Raw genomic sequence first — 12,730 nt, forward strand, 5'->3', positions numbered from 1 at the left:
CTGACGAAGGAGTCGAGATGCCCCCTGTTCCCCTCGGTCTCGTCGCGGCCGCCGCCGACGACGGCTACGATCTGGCGTTCACGCCCTCGGACGGGGTGCTCGTCGTGCTCGGGTTCACGATGGTGCTGACCTTCATGGCGCTGATCATGACGCGCCGCCTGACGCCGATGGTCGCGCTGATCGTGGTGCCGACGATCTTCGGCCTGTTCGCCGGTGCCGGTCTCGGGCTCGGCGACATGATCATCGACGCGATCAAATCGATGGCGCCGACCGCGGCGCTGCTGATGTTCGCGATCATGTACTTCGGCATCATGATCGACGTCGGGCTGTTCGACCCCCTCATCCGCGTCATCACGCGGGTGCTGGGGGACGACCCCGCGAAGGTCGTGCTCGGCACGGCGCTGCTCGCCGGGGCCGTGTCGCTGGACGGCGACGGATCGACGACCTTCATCATCACCACCTCCGCGATGCTGCCGATCTATCTCCGGCTGGGGATGAGCCCGGTCGTGCTCACGTGCGTGGCGGGGCTGATGAACGGCACCCTGAACATCGTGCCGTGGGGCGGGCCGACGGTGCGCGCGGCATCCGCTCTCTCACTGGAGCCCACCGACATCTTCGTGCCGATGCTGCCCTCGCTCGCGACGGGTCTCGTGATCTCCCTCGCCTTCGCGTGGTTCCTCGGCCTGAGCGAGCGCCGCCGCCTCGCCGGCGTGGTCGACACCACGCGGATCGAGGCGACCCGCGGCGACGGCATCTTCGGCGCGCCGCGCCTGTTCCGCGGGGCCGAGCCCAAGCCGGGAGCCGCGGCGACGCTGCGCACCGGCAACATCGTGACCGTGCGCGGCGCCCGCGAGGCCGTCGCGGCGACCGCCCTCGTGGATGCCGCCGACACCGCCATGGCCGACACGATGCTCGATCCGAACCGGCCCACGCTGCGCCCGCGGCTCATCTGGTTCAACCTCGCGCTGACGGTCGCGGTGATGGTGCTGCTGATCCTGGACCTGTTCCCGCTGGCGTTCGTCTTCATGGTGGGAGCGGCGATCGCGCTGATCGTGAACTTCCCGAAGCTGAAGAGCCAGGCCGACGAGATCGTCGCCCACGCCCCGTCGATCGTCGGCGTGGTGTCGATGGTGCTCGCCGCGGGCGTGCTCGTGGGCGTGCTCAACGGCACGGGCATGGTGACCGCGATGGCCTCGTGGATCACCTCGGTCATCCCCGCCGAGCTGGGCCCGTTCCTCGCCGTGATCACGGGAGTGCTGTCGATCCCGTTCACGTTCTTCATGTCGAACGACGCCTTCTACTTCGGCATCCTGCCGGTGCTCGCCGAGAGCGCGTCGCACTTCGGGATCGCGCCCGTCGAGATGGCGCGGGCCTCGATCACCGGCCAGCCGGTGCACCTGCAGAGCCCGCTCGTGCCGGCGATCCTGCTGCTCGTGTCCCTCGCGAACGTCAACCTCGGCGACCACCACAAGAAGGTGCTGTGGCGGGCGACGCTCGTCTCGCTCGCGATGCTCGCGGTCGGCGTCCTGGTCGGGGCGATCCCCTTCGCCGGCTGACCGCTCGTCCGTCCGGCGCGGCCGGCGGGGGTCAGCCCTCGTCGGCCGTGTCGGTCGTGTGCGGGCGCACGCGGACGATGTTGGTGGTCTCGTCGATGTCCGCGACGGTCGGGTGCGCCTTGACGAAGTCGGAGAACGACCGGTGGCCGAGAGCCTTCTCGCTGAACGAGGGGTCCATCCGCTTGAGGAGGTTCTTCACGGCCGACAGATGCACCCATTCGTCGTCGGTGCGCTCCTGCTCCAGCCGCAGGGCGCGGCCCAGGAGCTCGGCCGTCGGGTCCTCCGCCTTCTTGCGGCGGCGGGAAGACGTCGTGGCCGCGGAATCCGTCTTCTTCTGTGCGGTGGCGGCCGCCGCCGGCGGAACGACGCCGGGCAACGAGTCGTAGGCGTCGAACTGGTCGCATGCCGCGGCGAGCGACTTCGCGGTCGACCCGGCGACGCCGACTCCGACGACGACCCGGCCGAGACGCTTACAGCGCTGCGCGAGCGGCACGTAGTCGCTGTCTCCCGCCACGATGACGACGTGGGTGAGGTCGGGCAGGCGGAACATGTCCTCGACCGTGTCGACGGCCAGGCGGATGTCGGCGCCGTTCTTCGCGTACGCGGCGGCCGGGAACAGCTGGACGAGGTCGACGGCGCGCGCGACGAGCTGCGAGCGGTACAGCGCGTTCACCGGCGACGACCAGTCGGCGTAGGCCCGCGTGAGCACCAGGGTGCCGAAGGATGCCGCGTAGTCGATGATCGCGCCGACGTCGATCGTCGCGTCCTTGAGGCGCTGGGCGATCTCGGGCGCGTCGGGGTCGGCGATGATCTTCTGCCGGTCGGCCGCGTAGGAGTTGCGCCCGTGCACGCGGTCGTACCAGCTCATCACGATGTTGTCGAAGTCGAGATACACCGCGACGCGGTTGCCCTGCAGCTCGGCCATGTCAGTGCCCCTTCGGGTAGGTCACGCCGAGCTGGGCTCGCACGCCGTCGAGGGCGGCCATGATCGCGATCGACTCGTCGAACGGGAGGAGGTCGCTGTCGGTGCGTCCCGCGCGCAGCAGCGCCTCGGCGTACAGAGCCTGGAACTGCATGCCGCGCCCGTCGACGGTGGAGCGGTACTCCTCGATGACCGTGCCGTCGGTCGCGGTCACGCGGAAGGAGGTGGGCTCGTACCACACGCGGTCGATGTCGATGCGGGCGGCCGTGCCGATGACGTGCGCCGCGTTCGGTCCGGCGGCGCGCGAGCTCGTGACGAGCGACGACACCGCGCCTCCTTCGTGGACGGCGGCGATCGCGACCTCGGTGTCGGCGCCCGTCTCGCCGAGCCGACCGACCGCGCGCACCTCGGTCATCGGTCCGAGCACGTCCCATGCGAAGGAGACCGGGTAGATGCCGAGGTCCAGCAGGGCACCGCCGCCGAGCTCGAGGGCGTTCAGGCGGTGGCCGGGATCGAGCGGGAGCGACTGGGTGTGGTCGGCCACGACCGTGCGCACCTCGCCGATCGTCCCGTCGGCGATGAGCTCGCGGATGCGCACCATGTGCGGCAGGTACCGCGTCCACATCGCCTCCATCGCGAGCAGTCCGCGGCCGGCCGCGATGTCGCGGATCGCGACGGCCTCGTCGGCGTCGAGCGTCACCGCCTTCTCGATGAGGACGTGCTTTCCGGCCTCGAGAGCGAGGACGGCGTGCTCGCGATGATGACTGTGCGGCGAGGCGACGTAGACGATGTCGACCTCGGGGTCGGCGACCAGCTCCTCGTACGAGCCATGGGCGCGGGGGATGCCGTGCTCCTGCGCGAACGCCTCCGCGGACTCGGCGCGACGCGAACCGACCGCGGTGACCGTCAGCCCCGCGGTCCGGAGATCCTTCGTGAAGGCGTGGGCGATGCCGCCCGTCGCCAGGATGCCCCAGCGGACGGGGGCGCCGGGGATCGGGGAGGCGGCGCCGGGGCTGCCGGGAGCGATGTCGGTCATGCCTCGAGCCTATCGGCGGCCGCGTAGGCTCGAGCCGTGAGTGCCGACAACGCCGCCTCGATCGCCCGGTTCCGTGAGCTGCTGCAGATTCCGACCGTCTCGCATGCCGACGAGGGCCTCATCGACTGGGAGCCCTTCGACCGGCTGCTCGACGCGGTTGTGCGCCTGTATCCGGCGCTGCATGCCGTGCTGGAGCGCGAGGTCGTCGACGGGCATTCGCTGCTCTACCGCTGGCCGGGCGCCCGCGGCGGGGCGGACCCGCTCGTGCTGATGGCGCATCTGGATGTCGTGCCCGTGGTCGAGCAGGAGTGGGATCTCCCGCCGTTCGCCGCGGAGATCGCCGGCGAGGGCGCGGATGCGGCCATCCACGCGCGCGGAGCGATCGACGACAAGGGCGCGCTCGTCGCCATCCTCGAAGCGGTCGAGGCGCTCGTCGCCGACGGCTTCTCACCCCAGCACGACGTCTATCTCGCCTTCGGGCACAACGAGGAGACCGCCGGCGGGGGCGCCCGGGCGATCGTCGCGCTGCTGCGCGAGCGCGGCGTGGAGCCCGGTCTCGTCTTGGACGAGGGCGGCGCCGTGGTGGAGGGCGTCGTGCCGGGGATCTCGGTGCCCACCGCGATGGTGGGTGTCGCCGAGCGAGGCGTCATGACGCTCCGTCTCACCGCCCGGGAGGGCGGCGGGCACGCGTCGACGCCGCCGGCCTTCCCGGCGACGGCGCGCCTGGCCCGGGCGATCGACCGCATCCACCGGCACCCGTTCCCCGCCCGCATCGCGCCGCCGGTGCGGGCGCTCTTCGCCACCCTCGCCCCGCACGCCGCTCAGCCGCTGCGGACGGTGTTCGCCAATCTGGGCCTGCTGGCGCCGGTGGTGGCGCGGGTCTTCCCCCGGCTCGGGCCGGAGATGAACGCGATGGTGCGCACCACCGCCGTCGCCACCGAGCTGTCGGGCGCCCCGGGCGAGAACGTCCTCGCGACGACCGCGCGCGCCGCGGTCAACGTCCGCCTGCTCACGGGCGACACGGTCGCCTCCGCGACGGCGCGGATCCGCCGCGTCGTCGCCGACCCGCATGTCGAGGTGGAGGTGCGGCACGGGTCCGATCCGTCGCCGGTCTCGCCGTGGCGCGGACGGCCGTGGCGGCGCATCGCCACGGCGGTCCGCGAGACGCTGGGCGAGGAGGTCGTCACGACGCCCTACATCCAGCTCGGTGCGAGCGACAGCCGGTGGTTCACCGCCATCAGCGCGCACGTCTACCGCTTCACGCCGTTCCACCTCACGCGCGCCGAACGCGACGCTCTGCACTCGCACAACGAGCGCATCCGGGTCGCGTCGTGGCTGGCCGGCATCCGCTTCTACCGGGCCCTCATCGCGGCCAGCTGAGCCGGGAGGGTCAGGGCACCAGCACGATCTTGCCGTCGGCGCCGGCGGCGACGAGCCGGTGCGCCTCCGCCGCCTCGGCCAGCGGCAGCCGCGGTCCGAGCTCGATGCGGAACCGTCCGGCCGCGAGGAGGGCGACCGTGACCGGGACGGCCTCGGCCCGCCACGCCTGCTCCTGCGCCGTCAAGGGCACGGGGCTGCCGCCGCTGAAGGCCCGGATGCCGAGGGCTGCGGCATCCTTCCCGCGCACCAGCGTCGCGATGCGGCGATGATCGGCGACGAGCTCGCGTGACTGCTGCAGTGCGTCGTCGGTGCCGGCGAGGTCGATGGCGACCGTGACGCCCTGCGGCGCGAGCCGGCGCACGTCGTCCACGACGGCGGCGCCGTAGGGCAGGGGATGCGCGCCGAGCGCCCGCACCCGGTCGGCCCGACGGTCGCTCGTCGTCGCGAGCACGGTCGCGCCCGAGAGCACCGCGTGCTGGATGGCGGCCTGCCCGACGGCTCCCGAGCCGCCGTGGATGAGCACGGTGTCTTCGGCGCCCACCGCGAGCGAGCGGAGCGTCTGGTACGCCGTCCCGACGGGGATGCCGAGGGCGGCCCCCTCGGCGGCCGACACCTGCGGGGGACGCGGTGAGACGTGCGCGGCGGAGGTCGTCAGCGCGCTCGCGTAGGTGCCGGCGGCGCCGAAGACGACCACGGGGTCGCCGACCCGGAAGCCCTCGACCTCGGATCCGACCGCCGTGACGATGCCGGCGGCATCCGAGCCCAGGCGGCGCGGCTCGACGATCGGGTCCGATGCGCGCAGGCCCGAGCGCAGCTTGTGGTCGATGGGGTTGACGCCAACCGCCTCGATGCGGACGGTGACCTCTCCGGGCCCGGGGGCGGGCACCTCGACGTCGGCGACGGTGAGGACCTCGGGTCCTCCGAACTCGGTGTACACGATCGCGGTGCTCATGCGGGATGCAACGGCCCCGCCCGGCCCGTATTCCGCGCCGGGGCGGCCGGATCAGGCGCTGAGCGCCTTGGTGATGCGGGGGAGCGAGACCGGCTCGGCGGTGCCGAGCGCCTGCGCGAACAGGCTCACCCGGTACTCCTCCAGCAGCCACCGCGCGTGCGTCAGCGCCGGCGTCGCGTCGGCGGGCAGGGGCAGCGTGCCCCCCGCGTCGGCGTAGAGCGCGGCGGCGCGCTCGAACTCGGTCAGCCGCTGCCGGTCGCGGCCGGGGTTGTCGGCGAGGGTCCGGACTCGTTCGAGCGCGCCCTGCAGGTAACGCGGCAGGTGCCGGAGGCGGTCGAGACCGGACCGCGACACGAACCCCGGGAAGATCAGTCCCGCCAGCTGCCCCTTCACGTCGCCCAGCGCGGTGAGCAGCGTCATCGAGTTCTGGCCCTTGATCGCCCTGTCGACGTCGCGCTGGAGCGTGAGGATGCGCGCCGTGAGCGACACCGCCTGGAAGAGCTCGTCGACCACGGCGGCCGAGAACGCGTCGCGGACGGCCGCGAACTGCTCCGGCGTGCGTACGCCGCCGGGGGCCACGCGGTCCCGCACGGCGTCGGCGACCGCGACGCGCGCATCCTCGATGAGAGCCTTGGCCGACGGGTACGGGGACGCGGCCAGCGAGAGCTTCTCGGCCGCGGTGAGGTGATCGAGCACGTAGGCGCTGGGGGAGGAGACGGCCAGCAGCAGCAACCGGCGCACGCCGGCATGGGTCAGGCGTTCGGCCCGTTCCGGCGTCGCCTCGATGCGCAGGGCGACGGCATCCTTCTCGTCGACGAGAGCGGGGTAGCCGCGCACGACGCCGCCGGCGACCTTGGTGTCGACCACCTCCGGCAGCGTGCCGAGGTCCCACGTGAGGATGCCGGTGCGCTCCGCGAGAGCGGGGGCCGCGGCGGCCGCGGCGGCGGGCGGCGCGCCGGCCGCCGCCCGTGCGACGCGGGCCGCGGGCGGCGTCTCGCGCGCGAGGGTGCGCGCCACCTGCTCACGGGCACGGCTCGCGAGCCGATCCTGCAGCTCGCCCAGATCGCGCGAGGTGCCGACCGAGCGGCCGCGGTGGTCGACGGCGCGGAACGTCACGAGCAGGTGGGAGGGCACGCGGTCGAGGTCGAAATCGGCGACCGTCACCGGCTGGTTCGCGATGCGCTGGATGCGGGTCGCGAGGGCGGCGCGCAGCGTCTGCGGCGGAAGCCCGTCGTGATGCTCGGGCCCGGCGTCGCTGAGCTCCTCGCCGAGGCGGGCCGCCCAGTCGGCGGCCGGCACCACGTGGCGGCGGATCGCCTTGGGCAGCGCCTTCAGCAGCGCGGTGGTCAGTTCCGCGCGCAGCCCCGGGACCTGCCAGTCGAAGCCGTCCGGTCGGAGCCCCGCCAGCAGCGGAAGCGGGACGACCACGCTCACGCCGTCCTCGGGATCGCCCGGCTCGAAGCGGTACGCGAGGGAGAGCACCTGATCGCCCTGATGCCACCGGCCCGGGAACGCGCGCTCATCGGAACGCGACGCGTCGCCCTGCAGGTCGGCCTCGGTCATGTCGAGCAGCCGCGGGGTGCGCGCCGAGGCGTCGCGCCACCACGACTCGAACGAGCGCACATCGAACACGTCGGACGGCAGGCGGGAGTCGTAGAAGGCGAAGACGGCCTCGTCTCCGACCAGGATGTCGCGGCGGCGCTCGCGCTCCTCCACCTTCTCGAGGCGGCGACGCAGGTCGAGGTTGCGCCGTTCGAAGGCCGTCAGCCGCTTGTCGAGGTGCTGGCTGTTCCAGTCGCCGTCGACGAGCGCGTGCCGCACGAACAGCTCGCGTGCCAGCGGCCGGTCGATCCTCGCCAGCTGCACCCGCCGGCGGGGGATGATCTCGACGCCGAAGAGCGTGACCTTCTCCGCGGCGACGGCGGCGCCGGCATCCTTCGACCAGTGCGGATCGCTCAGCTGGCGGTGGGCGAGATCGCCGGCGAGCTCCTCGGCCCACGCCGGATCGATCGCCGCCACGGTGCGCGCGAACAGACGCGACGTCTCGACGAGCTCGGCGGCCATGACGGCGTCGGGGGTGGCCTTGCGCAGCGCCGAACCGGGGAAGATCGCGAACGCGCTCCCGCGTGCGCCGCGGAACACCGGGATCGGCTTGCGCTTGTCGGCGGGCCGGCCGCTGGCCTTCGCCGCCACGGAGCGGGTGTCGAGGATGCCGATGTGGGAGAGCAGCCCCGCGAGGATGGCGCGATGGACCAGGGCGGGATCGGCGGCGCTCCCGTCGGTGCGCGGCGAGTCGCCCGCGGCGGTGCGCGAGGACGTGCCCATCAGCTGACGCAGCTGTCGGTGCACGTCGACCCACTCGCGCACGCGGACGTAGTTCAGGAACTCACTGCGGCACAACCGCCGGAACGCGCTCGACCCGAGCTCACGCTGCTGTTGCTGCAGGTGGTTCCAGAGGTTGAGCAGGGTGAGGAAATCACTGGTCGGGTCGGTGAACCGCGCGTGGAGCCGATCGGCCTGCTCGCGTCCGGCGCCGTCCTCCACCGACGGCCGCTCGCGCACGTCCTGGATGGACAGCCCGGCCACGATGGCCAAGACGTCGGGCAACACCTGCAGGCGCCGCGCCTCGATCAGCATGCGCGCGAACCGCGGATCGATCGGGAGGCGTGCGATCTCGCGTCCGAGCGACGTCAGCCGCCGCGACGGCGTGACGGCGCGCAGCTCGGTGAGCAGGTCGAACGCAGCCTTGACCCCGCGGCTGTCGGGCTTGGTCAGGAACGGGAAGTCCTCGATGTCGCCGAATCCGAGGGAGAGCATCTGCAGGATGACCGACGCGAGCGACGTGCGGAGGATCTCGGACTCGGTGTACTCCGGCCGCGAGCGGAAGTCGTCCTCGCCGTACAGCCGGATCGCGATGCCGTGCGACGTGCGTCCCGCACGGCCGGAGCGCTGCTGCGCCGAGGCCTGCGAGATGGCCTCGATCGGCAGGCGCTGGATCTTGGAGCGGACGCTGTAGCGCGAGATGCGCGCGGTGCCCGCGTCGACGACGTAGCGGATGCCGGGGACGGTGAGGCTCGTCTCGGCGACGTTGGTGGCGAGGATGACCCGGCGCCGCACCCCGGCGACGCCGGACGGCTCGAAGACGCGGTGCTGCTCCGCCGCCGACAGACGGCCGTAGAGGGGGAGGACCTCGGTCGGGCGGGTGTCTCTTGCGTACATGCCGCGCACGGCATCCATCGCGTCGCGGATCTCGGCTTCACCGGGCAGGAAGACGAGCACGTCACCGTCGGCCTCGCGATCGAGCTCGCGCAGCGCGGCGAGCAGCGCGTCGACGTCGTCGCCGTCGGCGGGCGTTTCGACTCGGCCCTTCGGGCCTCGCTCAACGACCGGGGTGGCGTTCGGGCCTCGCTCGGCGGCCGGGGTGGCGTTCGGGCCTCGCTCAACGGCCGGGGCCTCGGGGACGTGCGGACGGTAGCGGATCTCGACCGGGTACGTGCGGCCGGAGACCTCGACGATCGGCGCGGGGGTGCCCTCGGCATCCGCGAAGTGCCGTGCGAAGCTCTCCGGGTCGATCGTCGCCGACGTGATCACGACCTTGAGATCGGGACGCTCCGGGAGGATCCGGGCGAGGTAGCCCAGGAGGAAGTCGATGTTCAACGACCGCTCGTGCGCCTCGTCGATGATGATCGTGTCGTAGCGGCGCAGCAACCGGTCGCGGTGGATCTCGTTGAGCAGGATGCCGTCGGTGACCAGAGCGACCTGCGTCTCATCGGAGACGTGATCGGTGAAGCGCACCTTGTAGCCGACGGCGCCGCCGAGGGGCACCTGCAGCTCGTGCGCGATGCGTTCCGCGATCGTGCGTGCGGCGATGCGTCGCGGCTGGGTGTGGGCGATACGGGTGCGGCCGAGCTCCAGGCAGATCTTCGGCAGCTGCGTCGTCTTGCCCGAACCGGTCGCGCCGGCGACGATGACCACCTGATGCGTCGCGATGGCGCGCGAGATCTCCTCCCGCGCGGCGCTGACGGGCAGCTCCGGGGGGTAGGAGATCACGGGGACGACGGGAGGCATAGCCCTCCATCGTATTGCGCGTCAGCGCGCCACGGTGCCCGCGTGGTCCACGACGGGCGCGGATGCCGGGCGAAACCCCGAGACCTCGACGATCGCGTCGAAGTAGGCGAGGAGCGCGTTCGGGATGTCGCCGAGCGGGGTCGACAGCACGACGAGGCTCAGCTTCTTCGAGTCCGGCACGGGATACCAGTACTGGGCGACGAGCCGCCGCTGGGTGAACGGGGCACCGTCCTCGAACTCGACCGACTCGTCCACGCGATGCGCGCGCACGACCTCTCCGTCGGAGAACGGGCGTCGCACGGCGGTCGCGGCCATGTCGGGCGCGATGGTGGGCAGGGCCTCTTCGAGCACCGCCAGCACGTGCTGCGGGTTCGTGCCGATCGACGGGCTCATGCGGAGGCGATCGTCGTCGAACAGCGTCAGCATGGCCGACATCGGCTCGCCGGGACCGAGCTCCGTCTGCAGCAGCAGCAGTCGTCCGTGCGCCTCGCGCGCGGCCCGCGCCGCCTCCACGAGGTCGTCGCGCATCCGACGGCGGGCCGTCGCGTGCTGATCGGCGGTGCCGAGCGTGCCACGGGCGACGTCGGTCGCCGAGGCGCGCGCCTCCTCGTCGCTGTCCAGCGCCACGGGCCACCAGGTGCCGACGAGGCGGAACACGAGCTCCGGGACGGCGTCGTCGCTCACAGCTTCTCGAGGTCGACGCGACTGAGCGTGACGCCGCCGTCGTGCAGCGCCGTCACATCGTCGGGGAGTCCCGCGACCGCCGCGGACAGATCGACGATCTTCTCCTCGTCCGCGGCATCGCGGGCGATCACGGTGACCGTCTCGATGCTCGCGGGCGTGGTGTCGCGGATCGCGACGAAGATCGCCACGAGGCGCTCGGCGGTGACCGGCTCGTCGGCGGGCACCAGCACGCTCACCGACAGGGTCTTCGCCATGCCGGAGGTGCTCACGGTGCCCAGCGGATCCTCGACCCCCGGATCGGCCGCCGAGACGGCGGCGTAGACGCTCTGCAGATCCACGTCGGTTCCTTCCTGTGCGGCGCTGGACGCGGCGGGCGCGCCGCCTCCGCCGGTGCATGCGGTGAGCGCCGCCACCGCGAGGACCGCGGCGGCCGCGGCGACGGCGAGTCGAGTCGTTCCGGGCATCATTTCTCCTGCCAGGAGTAGTAGGTCGTGTCATAACCGTACGTGCTGCCGTCGCCGATGAAGTACGCGTTGAGGTCGTCCTGCGTGGCGGGCGGCACCCGATCGATCTGGCTCTGCAGCGTCGAGTTGTAGGCGGAGGCGTTGTGGATGCCGCCGACGCCCTGAGCCGCCAGAGGCGACGGCGTGTTGATCGTCGTCCAGTTCGGCCGCTGCTGCGCGTATCCGCCGGTGCCGAGGGAGATCACCGAGTCGAGGCGCGGCACCGGGTCGCCGTCGTGCTGCACCGAGACCACGGTCGTCGAGGACGGGATGGGCATGCTGTCGATCGGTGCGCCGGCGACCACGACCGCATCCCAGTTGTAGTCGGAGTTGTAGGCCGCGAGGTGGCCCGCCATGATCCCGCCCTGGCTGAAGCCGACGAGCATCACCGGGTCGTCCGGCCCGACCCCGGCCTGCTGCATCGCCTGCAGGACCGCGCGCTCGTACTGCGAGCGCAGGGAGGGCGTGAGCATGAGGGCGAGGTTGCTGTCGAGGTCGTTGACCGCGCCCTGGTCGCCGTTGAACCGCGAGAGCCACTCCTGCGTGCTCGGCAGCGCGACACGCCACCGCACGACCCCGTCGGCGTCGACCACCTTCGTGACCTTGATGACGGTCTCGTCGGCGCTGTCGGCGGTGTAGTGGCCGAGGGAGTCGACGTAGCCGGCATCCTTGATGGCGTGCGCGAGATCGGTGGGCTCGCCCTGCGAATCGCGCTTCTCCCGCCGGGTGCGGTCGTACTCGCTCACCTGCGGGGTGGGCTTGAGGACGTCCGAGAGGATGCTCGAGAGGAGGAACCCCGCGAGCAGTCCGACCACCAGGGCCGCGATGAGCGGACCGATCACGGGGATGAGCGAGAGCAGCGCATAGACCAGCGCGAGGATCAGGACGGTCCCCACCAGGGCGAGCACGGTCGAGACGAGTCGCTGGAGCTCGTCCCACAGATCCTGAAGGAAGTCGCCGACCCACTTCGCCAGATCGGCGAAGAACGAGCCGAGACCCTCGAAGAAGTTGCCGACGCGATCGAGCCACCCCTCGTTGGTCGCGTCGATGGCGCTGTCGATGAGCGCCATCGCGCGCTGCGCCGCCTCCTCCATGTCGCGTCGCGCCTGTTCGTGGGCCTCGCGGGCCGCCGAGGCGGCGTCGTCGTACCGTCGGGCCGCGGCGCGCGCGTCGGCGAGCTGACGCTCCGCGGTCTCGATGTTCGCGGCGGGCGCGGCCGACTGCTCCAGGCTGCGCACGTGCCGGTCGAGCGCGGAGACCTGCGTGCCCGCGCTGCCGGCGTGCCGCTCGGCGTACGCCTCGCTCGCGTCGGCCTCGTCGGCTTTGCGGTGGGCGTCGCGAAGCGCCGCCGCATACTCGACCAGCGCGTGCGCCGTGCCCGCGTAACGGCCGTGGGCGGCGCTCAGGTCTCCGGCCACCTGGCCGCTGCGCTCGCGGATCGCGTCCAGCGAGCGGGCGGTGCTCGCATACGCGAGCGCCCGGAGGTCGTCGGCGGCGCGTTCGATGCGGCTGGCGGACGAGACGTAGGTCGCCGCGCGCTCGGCCAGCGCGTCGGGGTTGCCGGGAAGGGTCATCAGCGGTCTCCGTCCGTCGGGGGCGTCGGTGCCGGGCCCGGTGTCGGCGTCGGGA

The 12,730-nt window shown here is 72.4% G+C and carries 9 protein-coding genes; 2 read left to right on the plus strand and 7 right to left on the minus strand.

The window, feature by feature from the left end:
- Window positions 1–17: 17 nt before the first annotated feature.
- Window positions 18–1,556 carry a citrate transporter CitH gene (gene citH, locus AC1Q49_RS09710; RefSeq protein ID WP_060959416.1) on the plus strand — a complete coding sequence of 513 codons (1,539 nt, stop codon included), beginning with the start codon at window positions 18–20 and terminating at the stop codon, window positions 1,554–1,556.
- A gap of 31 nt (window positions 1,557–1,587) precedes the next feature.
- Here the strand turns inward: citH and AC1Q49_RS09715 are convergent, their stop codons facing one another.
- Together AC1Q49_RS09715 and AC1Q49_RS09720 are read right to left on the minus strand one after the other, a co-directional pair.
- The gene (locus AC1Q49_RS09715; protein WP_492491883.1) at window positions 1,588–2,481 is read right to left on the minus strand and encodes an NYN domain-containing protein; all 894 of its coding nucleotides are present in this window, start codon (window positions 2,479–2,481) and stop codon (window positions 1,588–1,590) included.
- 1 nt (window position 2,482) lies between these two features.
- Window positions 2,483–3,514 carry a Gfo/Idh/MocA family protein gene (locus AC1Q49_RS09720; RefSeq protein ID WP_191008305.1) on the minus strand — a complete coding sequence of 344 codons (1,032 nt, stop codon included), beginning with the start codon at window positions 3,512–3,514 and terminating at the stop codon, window positions 2,483–2,485.
- 36 nt (window positions 3,515–3,550) lie between these two features.
- On the opposite strand from AC1Q49_RS09720, the gene AC1Q49_RS09725 reads away from it, so the two are divergent.
- The gene (locus tag AC1Q49_RS09725; RefSeq protein ID WP_191008306.1) at window positions 3,551–4,894 is read left to right on the plus strand and encodes a M20/M25/M40 family metallo-hydrolase; all 1,344 of its coding nucleotides are present in this window, start codon (window positions 3,551–3,553) and stop codon (window positions 4,892–4,894) included.
- Between the two features lie 10 nt (window positions 4,895–4,904).
- Here the strand turns inward: AC1Q49_RS09725 and AC1Q49_RS09730 are convergent, their stop codons facing one another.
- The 5 genes from AC1Q49_RS09730 to AC1Q49_RS09750 form a co-directional block, all read right to left on the minus strand.
- Window positions 4,905–5,846, minus strand: a complete 942-nt coding sequence (locus AC1Q49_RS09730) for a quinone oxidoreductase family protein (RefSeq protein WP_492491886.1) — start codon at window positions 5,844–5,846, stop codon at window positions 4,905–4,907.
- Between the two features lie 51 nt (window positions 5,847–5,897).
- A complete protein-coding gene (gene hrpA, locus AC1Q49_RS09735) occupies window positions 5,898–9,914 on the minus strand; it encodes an ATP-dependent RNA helicase HrpA (protein ID WP_492491888.1) in 4,017 nt (1,338 codons plus the stop codon).
- Window positions 9,915–9,935: 21 nt separating this feature from the next.
- Window positions 9,936–10,598 (minus strand): hypothetical protein, encoded by a 663-nt coding sequence (locus AC1Q49_RS09740; RefSeq protein WP_060959317.1) that lies wholly within the window; start codon window positions 10,596–10,598, stop codon window positions 9,936–9,938.
- The gene (locus AC1Q49_RS09745; RefSeq protein WP_191008309.1) at window positions 10,595–11,062 is read right to left on the minus strand and encodes a hypothetical protein; all 468 of its coding nucleotides are present in this window, start codon (window positions 11,060–11,062) and stop codon (window positions 10,595–10,597) included. Before AC1Q49_RS09745 ends, AC1Q49_RS09740 begins: the two co-directional genes overlap by 4 nt.
- On the minus strand, window positions 11,062–12,730 hold a 1,669-nt coding region (locus tag AC1Q49_RS09750), incomplete at its 5' end, for an EI24 domain-containing protein (RefSeq protein ID WP_492491890.1). The genes AC1Q49_RS09750 and AC1Q49_RS09745, both read right to left, overlap by 1 nt.

The organism is Microbacterium sp. MPR-TSA4 (assembly GCF_058792815.1).

Bases quoted from the DNA above. Each gene is read 5' to 3' on its own strand.
- citH (WP_060959416.1), top strand. From the start codon at position 18: ATGCCCCCTGTTCCCCTCGGTCTCGTCGCGGCCGCCGCCGACGACGGC.
- hrpA (WP_492491888.1), bottom strand. From the start codon at position 9,914: ATGCCTCCCGTCGTCCCCGTGATCTCCTACCCCCCGGAGCTGCCCGTC.
- AC1Q49_RS09730 (WP_492491886.1), bottom strand. From the start codon at position 5,846: ATGAGCACCGCGATCGTGTACACCGAGTTCGGAGGACCCGAGGTCCTC.
- AC1Q49_RS09720 (WP_191008305.1), bottom strand. From the start codon at position 3,514: ATGACCGACATCGCTCCCGGCAGCCCCGGCGCCGCCTCCCCGATCCCC.
- AC1Q49_RS09745 (WP_191008309.1), bottom strand. From the start codon at position 11,062: ATGCCCGGAACGACTCGACTCGCCGTCGCCGCGGCCGCCGCGGTCCTC.
- AC1Q49_RS09715 (WP_492491883.1), bottom strand. From the start codon at position 2,481: ATGGCCGAGCTGCAGGGCAACCGCGTCGCGGTGTATCTCGACTTCGAC.